The sequence below is a fragment of the Methanimicrococcus blatticola genome (assembly GCF_004363215.1).
Lineage (GTDB): Archaea > Halobacteriota > Methanosarcinia > Methanosarcinales > Methanosarcinaceae > Methanimicrococcus > Methanimicrococcus blatticola.
In genome coordinates this window covers 133664-154138 of record NZ_SNYS01000005.1, presented here as the reverse complement: position 1 = coordinate 154138, position 20475 = coordinate 133664, and the positions used below count along the sequence as shown (strand labels likewise).

At 40.4% G+C, this 20475-nt stretch carries 21 protein-coding genes; 14 read left to right on the top strand and 7 right to left on the bottom strand.

Annotated features, from left to right (window positions below; genetic code table 11):
• Positions 1 to 94: 94 nt before the first annotated feature.
• On the top strand, positions 95 to 1396 hold the full coding sequence (locus C7391_RS00750) for a phenylacetate--CoA ligase family protein (protein WP_133516634.1): 1302 nt from the start codon (positions 95 to 97) through the stop codon (positions 1394 to 1396).
• A 193-nt stretch (positions 1397 to 1589) separates the two neighbouring features.
• On the opposite strand, the gene C7391_RS00745 is transcribed toward C7391_RS00750, so the two are convergent.
• From C7391_RS00745 to C7391_RS00730, 4 genes are all read right to left on the bottom strand, one after another.
• Positions 1590 to 3299, bottom strand: coding sequence for a carbon starvation CstA family protein (locus C7391_RS00745; protein WP_133516633.1), 1710 nt, complete (start codon positions 3297 to 3299; stop codon positions 1590 to 1592).
• Complete coding sequence (locus C7391_RS00740; RefSeq protein WP_133516632.1) at positions 3296 to 3910, bottom strand: hypothetical protein; 615 nt, start codon at positions 3908 to 3910, stop codon at positions 3296 to 3298. The genes C7391_RS00745 and C7391_RS00740 overlap by 4 nt, the downstream gene beginning before the upstream one ends.
• A gap of 266 nt (positions 3911 to 4176) precedes the next feature.
• Positions 4177 to 4695, bottom strand: coding sequence for a rubrerythrin (rbr, locus tag C7391_RS00735; RefSeq protein WP_133516631.1), 519 nt, complete (start codon positions 4693 to 4695; stop codon positions 4177 to 4179).
• A 154-nt stretch (positions 4696 to 4849) separates the two neighbouring features.
• Complete coding sequence (locus tag C7391_RS00730) at positions 4850 to 5287, bottom strand: Fur family transcriptional regulator (RefSeq protein WP_166627339.1); 438 nt, start codon at positions 5285 to 5287, stop codon at positions 4850 to 4852.
• 310 nt (positions 5288 to 5597) lie between these two features.
• Between C7391_RS00730 and dph5 the strand changes: the two genes are divergently transcribed.
• The 10 genes from dph5 (at position 5598) to C7391_RS00680 (ending at position 15344) form a co-directional block, all read left to right on the top strand.
• Positions 5598 to 6407 (top strand): diphthine synthase, encoded by an 810-nt coding sequence (gene dph5, locus C7391_RS00725; protein ID WP_133516882.1) that lies wholly within the window; start codon positions 5598 to 5600, stop codon positions 6405 to 6407.
• A 16-nt stretch (positions 6408 to 6423) separates the two neighbouring features.
• Positions 6424 to 6705 (top strand): DUF357 domain-containing protein, encoded by a 282-nt coding sequence (locus C7391_RS00720; RefSeq protein WP_133516629.1) that lies wholly within the window; start codon positions 6424 to 6426, stop codon positions 6703 to 6705.
• A 134-nt stretch (positions 6706 to 6839) separates the two neighbouring features.
• Positions 6840 to 7355 (top strand): DUF555 domain-containing protein, encoded by a 516-nt coding sequence (locus C7391_RS00715; RefSeq protein WP_133516628.1) that lies wholly within the window; start codon positions 6840 to 6842, stop codon positions 7353 to 7355.
• A gap of 65 nt (positions 7356 to 7420) precedes the next feature.
• Positions 7421 to 8353 (top strand): carbohydrate kinase family protein, encoded by a 933-nt coding sequence (locus C7391_RS00710; RefSeq protein ID WP_133516627.1) that lies wholly within the window; start codon positions 7421 to 7423, stop codon positions 8351 to 8353.
• A gap of 30 nt (positions 8354 to 8383) precedes the next feature.
• On the top strand, positions 8384 to 9100 hold the full coding sequence (locus tag C7391_RS00705) for a diphthine--ammonia ligase (protein WP_133516626.1): 717 nt from the start codon (positions 8384 to 8386) through the stop codon (positions 9098 to 9100).
• A 48-nt stretch (positions 9101 to 9148) separates the two neighbouring features.
• Positions 9149 to 10228, top strand: a complete 1080-nt coding sequence (gene amrS / locus C7391_RS00700) for an AmmeMemoRadiSam system radical SAM enzyme (RefSeq protein ID WP_208107032.1) — start codon at positions 9149 to 9151, stop codon at positions 10226 to 10228.
• Between the two features lie 68 nt (positions 10229 to 10296).
• Positions 10297 to 11577: a phosphopyruvate hydratase gene (eno, locus tag C7391_RS00695; protein WP_133516625.1), complete on the top strand. Its 1281-nt coding sequence runs from the start codon at positions 10297 to 10299 to the stop codon at positions 11575 to 11577.
• A 238-nt stretch (positions 11578 to 11815) separates the two neighbouring features.
• On the top strand, positions 11816 to 12103 hold the full coding sequence (locus tag C7391_RS08540) for a DUF1294 domain-containing protein (protein WP_133516624.1): 288 nt from the start codon (positions 11816 to 11818) through the stop codon (positions 12101 to 12103).
• A gap of 322 nt (positions 12104 to 12425) precedes the next feature.
• Positions 12426 to 14231, top strand: a complete 1806-nt coding sequence (locus C7391_RS00685; RefSeq protein ID WP_133516623.1) for a hypothetical protein — start codon at positions 12426 to 12428, stop codon at positions 14229 to 14231.
• A gap of 246 nt (positions 14232 to 14477) precedes the next feature.
• Positions 14478 to 15344, top strand: coding sequence for an MTAP family purine nucleoside phosphorylase (locus C7391_RS00680; RefSeq protein ID WP_133516622.1), 867 nt, complete (start codon positions 14478 to 14480; stop codon positions 15342 to 15344).
• Between the two features lie 36 nt (positions 15345 to 15380).
• Here the strand turns inward: C7391_RS00680 and mmp11 are convergent, their stop codons facing one another.
• From mmp11 to C7391_RS00665, 3 genes are all read right to left on the bottom strand, one after another.
• A complete protein-coding gene (gene mmp11 / locus C7391_RS00675) occupies positions 15381 to 16292 on the bottom strand; it encodes a methanogenesis marker protein 11 (protein ID WP_133516621.1) in 912 nt (303 codons plus the stop codon).
• A gap of 239 nt (positions 16293 to 16531) precedes the next feature.
• Entirely contained in the window at positions 16532 to 17218 is a 687-nt protein-coding gene (gene radC, locus C7391_RS00670) for a RadC family protein (protein ID WP_133516620.1), read from the bottom strand.
• Between the two features lie 108 nt (positions 17219 to 17326).
• Positions 17327 to 17788, bottom strand: a complete 462-nt coding sequence (locus C7391_RS00665; protein ID WP_133516619.1) for a hypothetical protein — start codon at positions 17786 to 17788, stop codon at positions 17327 to 17329.
• Between the two features lie 136 nt (positions 17789 to 17924).
• Between C7391_RS00665 and C7391_RS00660 the strand changes: the two genes are divergently transcribed.
• From C7391_RS00660 to C7391_RS00650, 3 genes are all read left to right on the top strand, one after another.
• Positions 17925 to 18926: a DUF7847 domain-containing protein gene (locus C7391_RS00660; RefSeq protein WP_133516618.1), complete on the top strand. Its 1002-nt coding sequence runs from the start codon at positions 17925 to 17927 to the stop codon at positions 18924 to 18926.
• A gap of 58 nt (positions 18927 to 18984) precedes the next feature.
• The gene (locus tag C7391_RS00655) at positions 18985 to 19845 is read left to right on the top strand and encodes a DUF7847 domain-containing protein (RefSeq protein WP_133516617.1); all 861 of its coding nucleotides are present in this window, start codon (positions 18985 to 18987) and stop codon (positions 19843 to 19845) included.
• Positions 19846 to 19962: 117 nt separating this feature from the next.
• Positions 19963 to 20466, top strand: a complete 504-nt coding sequence (locus tag C7391_RS00650; protein WP_133516616.1) for a 3-isopropylmalate dehydratase small subunit — start codon at positions 19963 to 19965, stop codon at positions 20464 to 20466.
• Positions 20467 to 20475: the final 9 nt, after the last annotated feature.

Genomic DNA, 20475 nt, shown 5'->3' with positions numbered 1-20475 from the left:
TTGTTTTATATACCATGACAGTTCTTATCATGCTTTACATTAACACATTCAATCTGAATTTATAATTTTAATAAAAACAAAAGCAAGTGTCATTATGAAATACTGGGATCCGAAAATTGAAACCATGAATCGAAAGGAGATGGATGCTCTCCAATTCAAGCGCCTTAAAAAATCCGTGAAAACGGTCTATCAGAATGTTCCGTTTTACAGACGCAAATTCGATGAGCTTGGCGTTAAACCGGACGATATTCGGTCCCTTGCGGATGTTCCGAAATTGCCGCACACGCTTCGAACCGATTTTACCGACAACTATCCGTTCGGCATGTTCGCGGTGCCGATGGACGATATTATTCGCATTCACTCCTCCTCCGGAACAACCGGAAAACCCAAAGTTGTCGGCTACACAAGAGGCGATATCGAAAATTGGGGAAATCTTTTGGCCCGCAATTTTACAATGGTCGGCCTGTCTCACAAAGATATTTTCCAAAATTCAGTTAACTACGGCTTATTTACCGGCGGCCTTGGCATTCACAACGGCATTGAAACGCTCGGCGCAACCGCCATCCCGGCCGGCACAGGCAACACGCTTCGCCAGCTTGAAATGATGGTTGACTTCGGTGTCACCGCGCTTCACTGCACACCGTCTTACGCTCTCTATTTGGCGGAAACGGCAGTGGACAACAATCTTGTTGACAAACTGAAACTGAAAACAGGCTGTCTCGGCGCCGAACCGTGGTCTGAAAATATGAGAAAAACGATTGAAGACATGCTTGAAATCAAAGCGTATGACTCATACGGTCTTTCTGAAATGTTTGGTCCCGGCATTGCTTTTGAATGTCCCTGCCAGGACGGCATGCATATTTGGGATGATCACTTTTTGGTCGAAGTTTTGGATGAAAACGGCGAACAGGTTTCCGAGGGCGAAAAAGGAGAACTTGTTTTGACATCGCTGACCAAAGAAGGTTTAATCAATATTCGCTACCGCACCGGCGATATTACAAAATTGCTTGAACCCGAATGTGAATGTGGCCGCTGCTCCACGCGTGTATCACGCATGATCGGACGCGCCGATGACATGATTATCGTTCGCGGCATCAACGTTTTCCCGACACAGGTTCAGGATGTTATTTCCAAGATTCCGGAAGTAACGAATCAATTCCAAATCGTCCTCACCCGGAATTCCAAGAATTTGGATGAAATGACGGTTCAGGTTGAACTCGAAAAAGATGCGTTCACAGATGATATCATCAAACTCGAACGCATTCAGCAGCGCGTTGTCAGCGATTTGATGAATGTTCTTTCCATACGCACCGGTGTCGATTTGCTGGAATTCGGAAGCATTGAAAGAACCGGCGGCAAAGCCAAACGCGTGATCGATAACAGAGCGCCGCTTTAATACGGCGTTTCTTTTCTTTTTCTCTTTTCTTTCATTGCCCGTTTTTTCTTTCATCTTTGTTTAAAATAGATTAATGGGTTAAACTTATCAATTTCTTAAAACCGTTCCTCGTTTTATCCTAATTTTGAAAAATCGGAACGGCTCAAACGCGCGCACGAGCACACCAAACGAAAACACACCCCAAATTCAAAAATCAAACAACTGCATTTTTCCGCTGCCGCCATATCTTTTGAATTCCCTGAACCGCTAAAATAACGGCCAGAATGAAAAGGAAAACAGCGACAACCAACTGCAAACCGTTTACCTGCAATTGCCCGTTCCCTGCGTACAATATAATGAAATTCTGATACATGGAAATCGCAAGTGCTGTCAGTGTCGCTGCAAACATAAACAGCATCGGGATGTAAAACATCTTGTTATTTTTGCCGATATTGCCGAGCCAAATGGCAACCGCCATTAAAGCAAGTGCTGCCAAAAGCTGATTGGCAGAGCCGAAAAGCGGCCAAATATTTTGATAACCGCTGATTGCAAGCAAACCGCCGGCGATAATCGTTACGGCGGTTGCGACATATTTGTCAGATAAAAAAGCGTATATCGTTTTCTTTTTTGACACGCGCTCGGAAACACAATCGCTTCTGATTTCGCCTTCCACTTCAATATCTGAGAAAAACTCCTGGAACATATACCGGCCGAGACGCGTTGCCGTATCCAGTGATGTCAGTGAAAAAGAAGCGATCGCCAGTGTAATTAACACATAAGCAATATCTGTCGGGATTCCGATGTTGCCGACAAAAGACGCGATCGCGTTTGCAAAAACAACAGGCGGTGTTCCTGCCGGCATTTCACCGTTGACATAAAGCGCGCCGACCGCAATCAGCGCGATAATCGCCAGACCGCATTCAATCAGCATGCCGCCGTAGCCGATCAGTTTCGCGTCTTTTTCATTGTTCAGCTGCTTAGATGTCGTTCCCGAACCGACCAAACTATGAAAACCCGAAATCGCGCCGCAGGCAATCGTAATGAAAAGGGCCGGAAACAACCATTGACCATTCACATTCCATCCTGTAAAAACCGGAAGACCAATTACAGGATTCGTTACCAAAATGCCGATAAAAGCGGCAATAATCATTGCGTAAAGCAAAAACGAATTCAAATAATCACGTGGCTGAAGCAAAATCCAAACCGGTGTAATTGCCGCAATAAAAATGTAAATAATAATCACAATCATCCAAGTCGTTTTAGACAAATAAACCGGCAGGAAAAATCCGAGAGCAATGCTGAAAATAATAAAAAGAATCGCAACAGCAATTGAAATAAAAGGACTCGGATTCCGTCTGTGAATTAAAAAACCGTAAAGAATTGCGAAAAACACGAAATAAACAGAAGTTGCCGCAGCAGTTGCGTTTGATGCAATTTGAGTCCCGTCCGCCGCGAAGCCGACAAATGTACTGCCGACAATATCGGCAAATGCCGCCACCACCAAAACAAGCGTCAGCCAGGCAAAAGCCAAAAACATCTTTTTACCGGTTTTGCCCAAATAAAGTTCGATAATATGACCGATTGATTTCCCGTCATGCCGAATCGAAGCGAAAATAGATGAAAAATCCTGAACCGCGCCGATAAAAATGCCGCCGATTAAAACCCAAAGCGCAACCGGGAGCCAGCCGAAAATCGCCGCCTGAATCGGACCGTTAATCGGACCGGCGCCTGCAATCGAAGCAAAATGATGTCCCAAAAGAACGGACGGTTTGGTCGGAATGTAATCCACGCCGTCCGTCATTGTATGTGCCGGTGTCGGACGTGTCGGATCAACGCCCCATTTCTTCGCAAGCCAAGAACCGTAAAAAACGTAGGCGGCCAGTAATATTAAAAAAGACCCGATCATCAGGAGTATCGAATTCATTTTTTCTGCTCCGTTAATTCGCTCATAAGCAGTTTTGCTGTTTCTCTGCCATTTTTATTTGATGCAATGTGAAATGATTCAGTGTCTTCTGAGTCTTTTTTCGTTTCAGCGGTTTCAATCAAAACCATTCGAATATCTGACCAACCGTGTAGTGAAAATAGATAATTTTTCCTCGATTTGAATGCGCACAGCATCTTTTCAGCTTCAGAATCCGTTTTTTCTGCTGAAATAATTGCTGTCAAATGCGTATACATATGCTCATCATGCGGTTTTACAAATTCGGTTTCCGCCTTTTTAAGCAATTCCGCCATTTCATCAAAAGCATCCGCTGTCAGTTTTTCGGTTTGAAAAAAGAAAACATATTCATGACATTCAACGCCCCACAATTTCGCTTTTTTTGTCAGAACATATTTTTCGCCGCGAGAATGAAAAGCAGCCATCGCCGGAATTTTTGTTCCAAATAAATCATAATTTTCAAAAATATCAAAATAACGGCGGTATGGCTTTAAAAGGCGTTTCAATAACGGGTTTGTTTCCTTGGTGTCCAAACTTGCCGTATGCCGGTATTGCAGCGGATTTAATGGGAGCTCCGTTCCATCCGTTTTTATCAAACTTTCAGATATTCAAACCACCCTCTTTTCAAAAATCAATCGTTTTTCTTTTTTATTTCATCTTTTTGTTTTTATTTATTTTTTCCGTCATTAATTATTGTATTTATTTTTTGAACGAGCCGCTCCGCTTTTCAAAAAAATGCTATAAAATAAAGTGTCAGTTTTTAAAAAATAAAAAATACGAAACGAAATGTAATAAATTAAAAAAGTAAAAAAAGTCAGAATTTTATTCTGACATTATTTTTATTTCAAATCGGTTAGAACGGTTAGAAAATGTCTTCCGGTTCAAAGTATTCTGTCGGGTGCTGGCAGGACGGACATTTTGCCGGCGGTTCTTTGCCGTAGTGGACGTAGCCGCATTTCATGCATTTCCAGTGAATCGGTTCATCTCTTTTGTAAAGCGTGCCGTTTTGGAGCTGTTCTAAGAGTTTTTCATATCTTTGTCTGTGATGTTCTTCGACTTTTGCAATCTGGCGGAACATTCTGGCAATTTCGGGGAAACCTTCTTCATCTGCGACATCCGCAAATTCGGGATACATGGTGGTGGTTTCGTATTCTTCGCCGTCCATGGCTGCTTTTAAGTTTGCCGCAGTGTCGCCGATGCCGTTAAGTTTTTTGAATTCATCTTTTGCGTGCTGCATTTCGTTGAGCGCTGTTTCTTCAAAGACTTTTGCAATAAAAGGATATCCTTCTTCTTTGGCAGCTTTTGCAAAATAATCATATTTATTTCTGGCCTGGCTTTCACCGATAAAGGCCGCTTTTAAATTTTCTTCTGTTTTCGTCATTGTAATCCACTTCTCTGTATTGTTTTATTCGTTTTTGTTTTATAACTTGTTTTTTATGTTTTTTAATTTGTTTTTATTGATTTAATGAAAATGACAGCATCTACGATATTCGGGGAAACTGCCAATTAAAAAATAAAAAATAAGCGGAATGAATTTAATAATTCAATCCGCCGTACATTTCTGCCGGAGACTGTACGCTTTGTACGGTTTCTTCCGGCGCAACGCAGTCGCAACATCTGCCGACGAAAATTAAGTTTGTGCTTTCCACCTTAAAGTTCGGAATATTTGCATTTTCTGCAATATAGTTTGCAATTTCTCTGTCATGCAGATCAAAAACGTTTTTGCAGACCTTACAATATACGTGGTGGTGGAAGCTGATATCCGCATCAAAATGGGCTTCATTGCCGACTTCAAATTTTAAAATTTCGCCGTCTTCAGCCATTGTGTTTAAGTTGCGGTAAACTGTTGACAAACTGATTGTTGGAATCTCTTTTGAGACCTCCGCATAAACGGCTTCCGCCGTCGGGTGCGACTTTGTACTCATCAGATATTCCATAATCTTCATCTTTTGGACAGTATTTCTTTTTATCATGCTTTTACCCTGTAATTTATAAAAAATGTTTTTCGTTTTTGTTTTTATTTGAACTGTTTTTTTAATATACATTGATTTTTTTATAAGGTCAAAAATCAATTATATTAAAAAAACAATAATAGAATGTTAACTACCTAATATATATACTTTTTTTTACAACATTTCTTATTAGTAATTTCTTTTTGAATTTTTTTTAGATAAAATTATGCTAATAGTAGTAAATTCTAATAAGTTGTATTTAAATCTATTTCATAGCCTGTTCAAGTTCTTTCTCCAAATGGTTAAATATCATCCGTTCAATGAAGCAGATATGCTTACTTTCATCGGGTTGGGCCTTTTTGATGAACAAGATATTTCATTAAAGGGTCTTGAGGCCGTTCAATCGGCGGATTTGGTTTATTTGGAATTTTATACCTCTTATTTAATGGGGACGACGATTGAAAAGATGGAAGAGCTTTACGGGAAACCGATTATCCGCTTAATGCGCGAAGATGTCGAGCAGAATCCTGATTGGCTTGAAAATGCCAAAACCCAAAACATCGTTTTTTTGACCGGCGGCGATACAATGGCATCAACCACGCACGTTGATCTTCGAATCCGCGCCAAAGATATGGGCATTGACACCCGCATGATTCACGGTGCTTCAATCACATCCGCCGTTTTCGGTTTATCCGGGCTTCAAAATTATCGCTTCGGAAAATCCGTCAGCATTCCTTTTCCTTATGTCAGCAGCCGCGGAAATCGTGTTGTGACGGAAACGCCGTATGATACAATTAAATTTAATCAGGAAAACGGATTGCATACGCTTGTTTTTTTAGACATTAACAGTGAACACGGATACATGACCGTTCAGCAAGGGCTCGCGCTGCTTTTGGAAGTCGAAGAAAAAAGGCAGGAAGGCGTGATGAAAAACAGGATTGCGGTCGGTATTGCGCGCGCCGGCTCAGCCGATGTCTGCGTCAAAGCGAATTATGCAAACAATGCGGACGCTTTTGAATTGGGCGGCCCGCTTCAAATTTTAATTATTCCGGGCAACCTTCATTTTATTGAAGCGGAAGCGCTTGTTAAATTGGCAGGCGCGCCGGCTCGTTTGCTTCAGGAATTTTCAAATGAATCATAATATCGGAGAACAGAAAATGCCGGCAGATCTTTATGAAAAAACATTGCGTTACGAAAAACTTTTAGCCGCCGCGCTTGAAAAAGCCATTCCTTCTTCAATTGAAGCATCGCATATGAGGGCGGTTGCCCAAGATTATAAAACGATGGCGGATTCTTACCACAAAGACGGTCTTCACTTTTTGCAGCAGGAAGATTATGTCAACGCATTGGCGTCTTTCAGTTACGGTCACGCTTGGCTGGATGCCGGCGCGAAGCTCGGTGTTTTTGATGTTGACGATGATATCTTGTTTACAATCTGACGAACACGCGAAAAATTTTCAGACAATTCAACTTTAATACTTATCATTCATTTAATGGATTCAAATTAATTTATTAATTTATTCAGCTGATTGCTGATCAACATGAAGATTAAAATCAATGGGAGACGATGAAGATGCCGAATTATAATGTATTTTTAGAAGGGGCCTGGCTTGTGAAAGATGTTGCAACCGGTGAAGACGCAATCGGGATTGCAATTTCCGAAGCAGGAAAACGCTTAAATCCGAAATTGGAGTTTGTCGGCGTCGATGTCGGGACCATGGGCTGTGCGGCCTGTGATGAAGAATTTATGAGCGTTTACGTTGTCGCTGATACGGCTTTGGTCGGCTTGCTTTTCCAAATGAAAGTTTATGAAGCTGAAACTGAAGAACACGCCTCCCGCATTGCGACATCCGTCATCGGAAAAGCACTTCGCGACGTTCCGCTGAAAGTTGTTGAAGTCGATGAATTTGTCTCCGACAGTGCCCGCCCGCCGAGCCCGAAGAGAAGCACTGACGGTGAACGCCGTGACAGGGGCGAGCGTCGTGACCGCAATGAACGCCGCGACCGCAGCGAACACCGCAGCAGCGGCGACCGCAACGGGCGTTTTGAAAAGCGCGCCGAATATGAATCTGACAACGACGATGAATAATTTTTATTTTTTATTTTTCATTTCTTTTTTATATTCTATTTTTATTTTTTAAATCAGGTGAATGAATGAGTCAAAGAATTTCAGTTACCGGTCATACTTCTGTTGATTATCTGCTGGCTGTTGAAAAAATGGCGGGCCCGAACGCTTCTTCTCCTGTCGCGGATTGCCGGGAATATTTCGGCGGCGGCGCAGCAAATGTGGCAGCGGCGATTGCCTGCCTTGGCGGTGATGTCGAGCTGATCTCTCCCGTCGGCAATGATTTTTCTCAAATCGGATATGACAAGGAGTTAACGAAATTCGGTGTTGATCTCTCTAAACTCTATCATATTCCGGATCGTTCGCTTTCAAAAGCGTTTGTCATTACAGACAGCTGCTCCAACCAAACCACTTATTTTTACTGGGGCGCTGCGGCAAAACTTTGCGAAATGAAGCCGCCGCATGTTTCGTTTGTTCATATGGTGACCGCGGATTGTTTCTTCAACGCGGAAATGGCTCAAGCCGCTGATTTTGTTTCTTTTGACCCCGGTCAGGATTTGGTCACGTATCAAAAAGATCCGCTGAACACGATTCTGAAAAACACCGACATTTTATTTGTCAATCGCCATGAAATTCGCCTCGTCATGGAAATTTCCGGCAAATCATTCGACGAACTCAAAAACATGATCGGTATGATTGTTGTTACTTATGACAAAGAAGGCAGCATACTCTATGAAAATGAAATCGCCAATGGAAAATGCATCCAATCCAAAGAAACGAAAATAAAGGCCGTTTTGGCTGAATCTGTCGACCCGACCGGTGCCGGGGACGCTTACAAGGCCGGTTTTTTAACGGCGTTTGTTAAAGGATATCCGCCGGAAATTTGTTGCCAAATCGGCAGCGTTGTCGCATCTTTTGTTGTTGAAAAAGTCGGCTGCCAAACCAATCTGCCCGACTGGGGCAAAATGAAAGAACGCTACTCTGCTCATTTTCCGATATCTGATTTAGAATTGAAAAAATAAATGGTCAATTAATACATTACAGGCGTTTTTATGAAAATTGCGGCATTGGTTTCCGGCGGTAAAGATTCCGTTTTCGCGGTTCAAAAAATGATTGAAGACGGTCATGAAATTGTTTGTTTTGTCTGTCTCGTTCCCGAAAATAAAGAATCTTATATGTTTCATTCCGTCAACACGGATTTGGTTCAATTAATGGCTGATGCCGCCGATATCCCTTTGATTTCCCAATCCACATCAGGCATCAAAGAAGAAGAACTGAATGAAATGAAAGCCGCGCTTTCTGATGCGGTTTCAATTTACGGCGCAAAAGGCGTTTGTTCCGGCGCAATCGAATCGGAATATCAGCGCAGCCGCGTTCAAAATATTTGTGATTCTCTCAATATCGCTTCCTTCTCACCGCTTTGGAAAGCCGATCCGATTTCTCTTTTGACAGAAATGATTGATTCGGGAATGGAAATCCGATTTGCGGCTGTTGCGGCGGACGGCTTGGGTGAGGCGTGGCTCGGGCGGCCGCTGAACCGTCAGGCGCTTGCCGACCTGATAAAACTGCATCAAACAAAATATCTTCATATCGCAGGTGAAGGCGGGGAATATGAAACAGCCGTTTTAGACGCTTCATTTTTCAAGAAAAAAATAAATCCGGTTAAAACAAACAGCCGCTGGTACGGCAATCGCGGTTTTTATGATATTTTAGAAGCCGAACTTATTCCGAAAAACGAAATGAAAGAAATGAATAAAATAAATGAATGAAATAAATGAATAAAATAAATGAATAAAATAAATAATGGGGTTTGAAAAATGGTTTCCGGATTGAAAGAAGCGATGCTTTTTGAAACGCTGCTGTCGGGTGATGTCCGCTGCGGCGTTTGTGCCAGACGCTGCACAATCGCTCCCGATAAAACCGGATTTTGCCGCGTTCGAAAAAATGTCGGCGGAACGCTTTATGCGTTAAATTACGGTTATATTTCATCGGAGGCTATTGATCCCATTGAAAAAAAGCCGTTGTATCATTTTTTGCCGGGAACAACGACCTATTCGCTCGGCACATTCGGTTGCAATTTCCATTGCCGGCACTGTCAGAATCATGCGATTTCAATGCCCGATGAATCTGTTTACAAAGCGATGTTTTCAGACCTCGGCCTCAGCCGCTTCGGTGAAGTCGTCACGCCGGATGAAGTGATTCAACGTGCGCTGCTTTTGGATACAAAATCAATTTCATTCACTTATAATGAACCGGCAGTTTGGTTTGAATTCGTTTACGATACCGCGGTTTTGGCAAAAGAAAACGGCCTTTCTGTCATTTTGGTGACAAACGGATACATGACGCCTGAAGCACTTGAAAAACTGGCACCGTATGTAGATGCTTATCGCGTTGATTTGAAAAGTTTCACCGAAAACTTTTATTCCGAAATCTGCTCGGCGCATTTGAATCCTGTTCTTGAATCAATTTTGAAAGCCAAAGAACTCGGGTTGTATATTGAAATTGTTACTTTGATTATTCCCGGACAAAATGACGGAATCGAAGAAGCGGAATCGGCGGCTTCATGGATTATTCAAAATCTCGGGGCCGAAACACCTGTTCATCTCAATGCTTTTTTGCCGCATCATCAAATGGAAGATATCAAGTCGACATCAAGCGCAATACTTGAGCGGCTGCGGTCAATTTATATGAATGTCGGGCTGAATTACGTTTATATCGGGAATACGATTTCTGATTTCCAAAATACATACTGTCCGGAATGCCGATCTCTTTTGATTAATCGAATTTATTCATTCGGCGAATCAACAGCTGATCTTGACCGGATCGGGGATGAGTTCAGATGCGGTCGCTGCGGTCGGATTATCTCTCTTATTTGCCCGAATGATATTGATTTTTAAAATCAGACAACATATTTATTAGTAAAATGCTCTTTCTAAAGACAAAATCATTTTTTGTGTGATCTCTTATGAAAATTTTAGGATACAACGACGCGGATCGCTTTTTAATCCGCAATATCAAAGCGCGTGAAATTTTAGATTCCCGCGGCAACCCGACTGTTGAAGTTGATGTTATTACTGCAAATGGTTTCGGCCGCGCAAGTGTTCCGTCAGGCGCATCCACCGGAACGCATGAAGCGTTGGAGCTTCGTGACGGCAATTCAGAACGCTACAACGGCAAAGGCGTTTTAAAAGCTGTTGAAAATGTTTCCCGCATTTCTGAAATTCTGGTCGGATACGATTGCAGAATGCAGCGTGAAATTGATATGACGATGATTGAAATGGACGGCACTGATAACAAAGCTGTTCTCGGCGCAAATGCCGTTTTAGGCGTTTCAATGGCGGTTGCCAAAGCGGCCGCAAACGAGTCCAAATTGCCGCTTTACAGATATCTCGGCGGCGCAAACACGTTTACACTTCCCGTTCCGACATTAAATGTTCTCAACGGCGGCAAGCATGCCGGCAATGATTTAGCGATTCAGGAATTTATGATTCAGCCCGTCGGCGCTGAAACTTTTGCCGAAGCAATGCAAATGGGCGCGGAAACGTATCACGCGCTCGGTAAATATTTGAATGAATCTTACGGCGCGTCTTCAACCAATGTCGGGTATGAAGGCGGTTACGCTCCGAAAATGGAAAAAACAACCGAAGCATTGGACGCATTAATGATTGCGATTGACCGCGCCGGTTATTCTGATGAAGAAATTAAAATCGGTTTGGATGCAGCCGCTTCCGAATTCTTTGACGGGGAAAATTACAAAGTTGACGGCGAAGCAATGTCTTCTGAAGAATTAACGGCTTATTATATTGATTTGGTCAACAGTTACCCGATTTTATCCATTGAAGATCCGTTCTATGAAGATTCTTTCGATGATTTCGAAAACTTAACAAGCGAACTTTGGGAAACAATCATCGTCGGTGATGATTTGTTTGTGACAAATCCTGAAAGAATCGCAAAAGGCATCTCAACAAATGCGGCAAGCGGTCTTCTTTTGAAAGTGAATCAAATCGGATCACTTTCCGAAGCCATCGACGCGGCGACATTGGCCACCCGAAACGGCCTGTCATTATTCGTCAGTCACAGATCTGCAGAAACGGAAGACACAACCATTTCCGATTTGGCTGTCGCCCTCGGCGCGGACATGATTAAAACAGGAGCACCTGCACGCGGCGAAAGAACCGCAAAATACAATCAGTTGCTCAGAATTGAAGAAGAACTCGGCGATGCCGGTGAATACATCCGCTTATAAGCGGATTTTCTTTTTTTATTTTTAAAATCGATTTCATATTCCTCTTTTTTACTTCTAAAAGGAATTTAAAATTTATTTTTTTGTTTTGTTTATATTTTTATTTTATATTTTTAAATTAGATATTTATAATTTAAATTATGACGACTTATTCTTTATATGAGTTTAAATTTCTTATTGCAAAATCTTCTTTATAGAAGTCAGGCATCAATTATATATATGAGCTGCTTGTCTATTATTCATGGTGGAAATCCTCTCGAACATAACGATTTTAGCAGCAATATATTTGGTTTTAAATATTGTTGCCTTTGGTGCATATGGTTTTGATAAAGCGAAAGCTTCTATGGATAAATGGCGCACACCTGAGAAAACGCTTCTTATCTTGGCGTTTTTCGGTCCGTTCGGTGCTTATGCCGGAATGTTGGTTTTCAGACATAAAACACAGAAGAAACCCTTTACATGGGCGGTTCCGTTATTCATATTAATTCATATCATTGCATTTATCGGAATTATTTTCATCTTGAATTAATTCCTTTTAATTATATAATATTACAATAAGTAGTTCTTTCTACTACAGGGATATTATCCGTATGAAACACCCCGTTTGATATATTTTCAACAAACTTTATATACATTTGAATATTATGTTTGAACTATATTAACAACAAAATGTATCTCGTACGACTACAATTACAATTATTTCTAAAATTAACTGGCCGGTAAGTAAAATGAAATTAAGGGTACCAATATTAGTTTTTACACTTCTTTTACTCCTGATGTCTTTCTGCGCAGGATCGTCCTCAGTTAGTCCGGTATTTGAAAATTTTTTTGACGAAAATAATGCACAAATATTGGATTACAACGAAACAATTTACATTAACGGTGACACGGTCACAATTGTCAATAATTTTGATACTACCAGCTATCCTGTTCGTGAATTTAATGGTAAGGGCAAAGAAAAAGAAGCTTTGAATCTTTCTAAATTCAATTCTTCTGTAGATGAAAAGAATCAAACGACATATATCCAATTTAATGTCTCAGACTTCAATTTGGGTTTGATGACAAGTCCGGGCAAACCCTCTGAAGACTTTACGATTTACTTATGCGGATATTTGGATGGTTCAAAAAATCACGTTGATACTGAAATCACATTCAGAGTTGAAAAAATATTCAAGTCGGATAAAACAGGTTACGATATCATTGTCTATCCGATTAAAAGCAGTTATTCACATGATTACACTATAAAGCTTTATTATTTTGTCGAATACGATTCCGTTTTCTCGGATAAAGCCGTTTATCCTGATTTAAAACAGGAACTTCTCAATAATACTGTCATTTACTCTTATGATCAGGGACGTCTTCGTTCTATCTATTGGTATGATGCCGATGCAGAAGAACTCGAGTTTTTGAAATCTCCCGTTTCTCTGAATGATTATGAATCAGAATTCATTTTGAATTTATCTGATTTGCAGGAGTTTGATTTGAATAGCATTTTCATTTGTTCTGAACACGACAAATTTAAAATTTCAACTTATACAGGTAAAAAAATCAAAAGTAATGATTTAATAGCCACGGGAACTTCTTATTCCGCATGCAAGACTGACTTTGATTGGGCTGTTTCAATCGGCGATTCTGAAAAGAAAGCCTCGAATTATTTGCAGACTTATAATGACCTCTATCCGGCTGCAAATCCTGAAGACATTATGGAATATTCCCACTTCATTTCGTTTAACTCATCTGCTTTAAACAACGATTTATTAAATGAACGAAATCTGTCTGTACAATTTTATCCCGTTGTCACTTTGAAAGATGAAGTTGATACAGAGGCTGTGAGTGAGGTTGTGAGTGAAGATGATACGGAAATCAGTTTCAAGGACAAAGCATACGCTTTTACATTCAAACGCTTATCTCAATCCGTATCAACAGAAATTGATGATGATGGGGTACTTGACCTTGTCGACGAAGAAACAGAAATTAAGAAACCTCTGCTGTCGGCAATGATTTTCCCGACCATTCTTCAGGAAAAATTAGAAGATAATTCATTGGTTCTTGCAACTTTGAATACGGATGTATTTGATGGTATTGAAGATTCTTCCGACCTCCTTACACCGGAAACAAATATTTTATCGGTGATGGATATCGGCTTTGAAAGCAACAGTGCTGAAATCAATGATCTCTTAAAAGAAAATAATCAAATGGTTACTTTGACATTTTCCATTCCGACCGTAATCGACGGATCAAATATTGATTTAAACAGATTGGAAGTATTGCACGTTATTGAGGTCGACGGAGAAAAAACAGTTGAGCAATTAACAATTGACCTCGTTGAAGACGGTAAAATCAATGGTGTCAACTGTTATAACATCACGACAAGCACATCCGGTTTTTCACCGTTTGCCGTTGTTTTGTCCAAGCCTGTCAAACCGCCGGAAACCACTCAAAATTCAGGCGGCCAATCTTTCGGCGAAGCAGTTGTTGTTCCTCCGAAAGAATCCGTAAAAGATGAAAAGAACGGATTCGGCAATACAATTACGACTCCGGTTACTGTTATCGAAGATATAATCACAACAGTTCAGGGACATTTGTCAGTCTTCTCTATCTTGGTTGTTCTGACATCCGGTCTGTTTATGTGGACTTATATCCGCAGAAGAATTTGATTTATTCATTTTCTTCTCCCTTCATTTTTCTTTTTGTTTATTTTTTTGTTTGTCTTTCATTGTTTTTCGTTTTTTTGTTTGTCTTCATTGATCTTCGTTATTTTTGTTTGTTTTCATTGGTCTTCGTTTGTCTTTTGTTTACTTTTTCATCATTTTCTTTTTTTCTTTTTTTCGAATCAGTATCTTTAAAATAGAAAGCCGTTTATTTTATATCATAATTAAAATTAAATTAAACGGGATGATATTTTGAAATTATTCAAAAATGTTGTTTTAACCATTATTGCCGGTGTCGGTTATGGTGTTTTATCTGAAGAAGGCGCAAAACTTTGTGAGATAAATACGCCTTACGGCCCGGTTTCTGTTTCAGTTCTTCAGGCCGGTGACAATTTCGATATCGCATTCATTTCACGGCATCAAGGAAAAAGGCATGTTCCGCCGCATCAAATCAATTTCCGGGCACTGGTTGATGCTGCGCGTCAAATCGGTGTTCCGGTGTTGTCCGTTAATTCTGTCGGGTTGATGCGGGAGGTGCCGCTTGCCGGAAATTTTGAAACCGATAGCGTATTGAAGAATAAAACACATGCTGCGCCGAATTCCTTTTTGGATTTTCCGTTTTTCATTCCAAACGATTTCATTGATATGACTCAAAATCGGGTCGGCACTTTTCATAATGATGAAACGGTTCATGTTGATATGACAGATCCGTATTGCGCCGATCTTCGAAATAAACTGTATCAAATTTTAGAATCTCAATCCATTTCTTATTCCGAAGGCATCTATTTGTGTACGGAAGGCCCTCGTTTTGAGACAAAAGCAGAGATTCAAATGTTTGCGCATTTTGCGGATGTTGTTGGCATGACGGGCGTTCCTGAGGTAATCTTGGCAAAAGAGGCGGGACTTTGTTACGCTTCACTTTGCGTCATCACAAATCCGGCGGCCGGGCTCAGCCAAAATATGGTCACGGCTGATGAAGTAAAAGTCGGCGTTGAAAAGAATCAGAAAACGGTTATTGAAATTATAGCGGCTTTGTCTTCTGTTCTTTCAAATCAGAAGGAAGATGATTGTAAAAAGAGTTGCCGTTGCCAAAGCGCAACAGTCAGCGCCAAACTTTAATTTTGGAAGTTTGCCGCTGTTTTTTTATTTCTTATTTTAAATTGAATTTATGTCAAATTCAGGTTTAACAGAATCAATCGGTTTTGCAAACCAGGCAAAAGCGGCCATTGCGCCGATAATACCGTTGCCGTCTAAAATGATTTCAACATTGTTTTTTTCGGCAACATCCAACATTTTTTCGCGGGAAACACGCATGGTTCGTCCCCAATGACTGTATTCTTTCAATTCATCGGTGACCTCAAAACCTGTGTATACAAGCATTCCCGTATTTTCGCTGACACTGTATTTTAAAAGAAGTTCTTTCACATCGGCAATGAGTTTTTCTTTTGCGGCTTCCGTTGTGCAGCCGAATTCCAAAACCGCCGACATGCAATTTTGTGTTTTTTCAGGCACCGGATAAAGCTGAACCAATGCTTGGGACAGATAAATCGCGTCATTGCAGCTGACCGCTTTGGCAATGTTGTGCGTTAATGTCCAAGTCGCGCCTTCATCGCACGAATCCGTGTCATCAATCGCAATTAAAACACGCGTTCGTTTCGGCACAAATATTTTACCGGTCGCGGTTTTTCCGCCGCCCGATTCAGAAATCTCAAATCTTAAAACACCGTCGGCATAAGCGCGGCATTTGGTTGCGCCAACTCCGCCGCCGCCGATTCCCATGTATGTGATTTGAACTTCATTTTTTGATTCGTCACAAATGACCGATTCAATTCCGGCCGCCGCAACGGATGATTTAAGTTCAAGCGTCGACGGACCTGTTTTTACAGAATATCGAATATATTCGCCGACCGATTCGGCATTTGTTACGGCGGGCGATTTTGCATAATGATGCAAAGACCAAGCGGCGCCGCCGTGGCAATCGGGACGTTCGATGATCTCAGCTTTTTGTCCGTTTTCATCGCATATTGCATATATGCCCTTATAAGGGACTGTATACGGGTCTTTCATCAAAATATACCTCTGCCGAATGTTTCTTTTTGTAAAAGAATCGGTCTGTTATAAATGATGCGGTGACAAGAGTCTTTTTTTATTTTCAGATTGTACTTTAAGGCAATTTTATTGTTTTTCCAAGTCTCTTTGGTGTGATTTTATCCTTTTTGGGACGATTTTATACCGTGATATTTCGTTCAATCCTGTGTAATCCGATGCATTGTCTTCACCGAATTCGGATTTAATGGATAATAGAATCAAATGTATTCCTTTTCTTTTAAACTAATGTAACAGCCGTCTCCGATTATCAAATGATCCCAGACATGAACGCCGAGAAGTTTGCCGCTTTCAATGACCCTGTTTGTAATAATGATGTCTTCACGACTCGGCGTTGGGTCGCCTGACGGGTGATTATGAATTAATATAATAGAGGCGGCAGATTCCAGCAGTGCTGATTTAAATATCTCGCGCGGCTGAACAATGCTGAAATCGAGTCCGCCGACAAAAATCGTCACATCAGAAATGATTTGATTTTTTGTATCCAAACAGAGAATCATGAATTTTTCCTGTTTCTCCTCCCGAATTTTCGGATAAATATATTTGTAAATGTCTTCCGGCTCTTTTATTTTTCTTTTCGGCTCTTCCGTGTATGTTTCGAGTCTCCGTGACAGTTCAAAAACAGAAATAATCTGACACGCTTTGGATTGTCCGATTCCGGGAATTTTCATCAGTTCCGCAGCCGGGCTTCTGCTTAATTTTTTAAGCGACATATTTTGAAATACATGTTGACAAATCGTGACGATGTTCATTCCTTTCGTCCCCGTTCCGAGGATGATTGCAAGCAATTCCGCGTCAGACAACGCATCTGCGCCGCATTTTAACAATCGTTCTCTCGGGCGTTCCATGGACGGCAGATCTTTCATTCGAATTTCAGTTTTCATCATACTGCCAAAGTATTCTGCCTGAAAATATAACCGCTTTCAAAAAACAAAAAACAATAAAATTATATACCGTTTCGAAATATCGCTTTAAAAATACCGTTTCGAAAAAAATCATTCGCTCATTTCAAAAGAAACATGCCGGCGAATGAGTTCTTTTTCGATTTCTTCAATTAAAATGCCTTTTGATTCAACAATTCCGTTCTCGGATGAACTCTCCGATTCTGCCGAAGTTTGAACGGTTGTTGTTAAAACACCGCAAGACGGACTTTTCGGTACACCCGTTATTTTTATTTCATGCCCGTCTTTTGAAAGTTTTTCAATCATATCGGCATACGGAAGAAACAATTCCAAACAAAGGGCGCGGTAATCCGGCGTATCATAATCTTCTTTCGTTTTTCTGCCGCGTTCAGGTCCGGCATAAATCAATTCCGGGCAGGGTAATTGAATCACTTTTTTATTTGTTGTGTCAAACGGCTCAGGGCGGCGTATTCCTTTGACACGCGTCAGGGAATTTAAGAGGCAATGTGCAATGACATATACAGATTCCTTTTCTTGATTTTTTCCTTCCGGCATTGTTTACCCTCATTATTTTTCTTTATTTTTCATCAGTTTATTATTTATATTAACAAATGTTAAATTCCATACCGAAATTGTATTTTTTCAATAACGGCTATTATTATTTTTATTAAAACAATATGGAGTTACATTTATGGCTGATTCAATAGGCACAGTTATTTCCAAAGGCTGGGAAGATTTTAAAGCAAATCCCATTTTGCTTGCGCCCGGCATTTTGCTGAATATTTTAGTTTACATCTATCTTATTGCTGTCTTTTTCTCGCTTTTCCCCGATATGTCAACCGTTTTTTCATTAATGGGCTCTGCCGGCTATGTTGACCCGAGCATTTACGACACAATGTTTGACGAATCTTTTAATTTCGCGCGCTTTTTAGCGATTACTTATATCGGTTTATTCATCTTTGTCATTTTTGCCGTTTTTATTGAGGCCGGTTTAACAGGAATGAGTAAAGAAGCCACTCTTACAGGAGAAACTTCTCTCAGAGACTTTTTCTCATATGGTGCTAAATATTTCTTAAAGCTTCTTTTGCTTACAATAGTCATTGGTATTATTGTCGGTGTTCCGCTTGGAATTGTATTCGGCTTTCTCATCATTTTAATCATAGCATTAATCGCGGCAGGATCTATTGCGCTTGCGATCTTAATCGGTTTCATTTCTGTGCTTGCCGTTATCGTTATTGTCTTCGCTTTGTCATTAATTCTTTATTTCACAACATACGCGCTGATTCTCGAGAATTGTGGTGTCATCGGCAGTATCAAAAAATCTTATAACCTCTTTATGGAAAATAAAGGTGAAGTTTTCCTTTTCGCTTTGGTTTTATTTGCCATTTCATTCGGTGTTTCGTTTGTCATGAATATCGTCGTCACCATTTTAGGATTCATTCCGCTTGTCGGCTTTATAGTCGGGACATTAATCAACGTTATTGTTGTTTCGGTATTAACCGGTCTTCAGACTGTCTGGTGTGTCAGAATGTATTACAGCTTGGTTGAAGAAAAAACAGATGAAGAACCGGCTGAAGAATACAGCGAATATTCCAGAATCGAACAAGGTATTTTGGATGCGGACGGAAATGTTGTTTCAGAAGAAGTTTATGAAGAAACAACAACTTCTTGGGAAGATGAGAAAAGAGACTAATTTTTCTCATATTCTTTTTTTATTTTTATATTTTTGAATTCATTTCATGGGAAAAGATATGTCTGAAAATGCTTTTATCACAATTGTCAACGGCTTGAAATTATTGAAAAAGCATCCTGTCTTATTTGTTCCGGGAATCGCGTATTATACAATCGCGATTTTTTTGGCCTTTCTTTTCGGATTTTTTATTATTGCGGATTTAAAAATGAATCTCGGAATCAGCACGTTTTCCTTGCTTTCCATTCTCTTTTTCCTTTTAATGATTCTTCTGTCCTCGTTTACAACGGCAGGCTCAATCGGCATGGCCAAAGAAGTTCTTGAAACCGGTTACACGGATTCCAGACATCTTTTTTCCTACGGGAAAAAATTTACGCTGAGATTGATTTGGGCATCTTTTTTCATTATGATGCTTCGTATGGTTTCGGCGTTTTTTTGGACGCCTGTTTTGAATATTATCGGAAGCTCGGAATACGGAACGGAATATGTTATAAACGCTTTGAAAACGGATCCGACTTTGCTTCTGCCGATGGTTGATGCACTGGCTGCACCCGTATTTATTGCTATTTTAGCCTCTTCCCTTTACTTGCTGCTTGTTTCTTTTATGTTTTATTTTGTTTCTTACATTATTGTAATTGATAACATGAAAGTCTTCAAAAGCTACCGCACTTCATTTAAATTATTGAGAAAAAGACCGATTCGCGTTTCATCATTCGTTTTTTTAATCACAATCATTGAGATGCTGATTACTTTTATCAGCGTTCTTGTGATGGCCGCGCTGAATTATCTCGGGATTTCCTTTTATTCCAATTTTTTCATTCATTTGATTATTTCGCTCTTTTTGACAGCGGCAATGAACATTTGGGTGACGCGTTTTTACATGATATTAACGGAAAAAAGCTGTGCGCCGATGAACGGCTGATTTTTCTTTTTAGGAAATATTTTTGGGAAATATTTTTATGATTCAAAAGAATTGAAAATATTCTGAATATTTGATTATTGATTAATTTGAAATTTTTTAAAAATGAATTGTGATTGTATGGAAAAATCATTCAAAGGAAAAGCTTGGAAATTCGGCAACGATATTGATACGGACGCAATTATTCCCGGCAAATATCTCCGAACGACAGACATGCAGGTCTTTGCCGATCACGCAATGGAAGGCATTGCCCCCGACTTCGCGAAAAATGTTCAAAAAGGTGATGTGATTGTTGCCGGTGACAATTTCGGTTGCGGCTCTTCTCGTGAGCAAGCCCCGCTCGCGCTCAAATATGCCGGTGTTTCATGCATTATCGCAAAATACTTCGCCCGCATCTTTTTCAGAAACGCGATAAACATCGGACTTTTGATTATTGAAGCCGATGTTGAGGCTGAAGACGGCGATTTGATTGAAGTTGATTTGGACTGCGGCATTGTTCGCGTCAATCCTAAAGACGGTTCGGCCGTTCGTGAATATCCTACCGGAAAACTGCCCGACTTTTTATTGGATATTTTGAATGACGGCGGGCTTGTTGAACACCGCAAAAAACAAAATGCAAACTGATTCGTGATA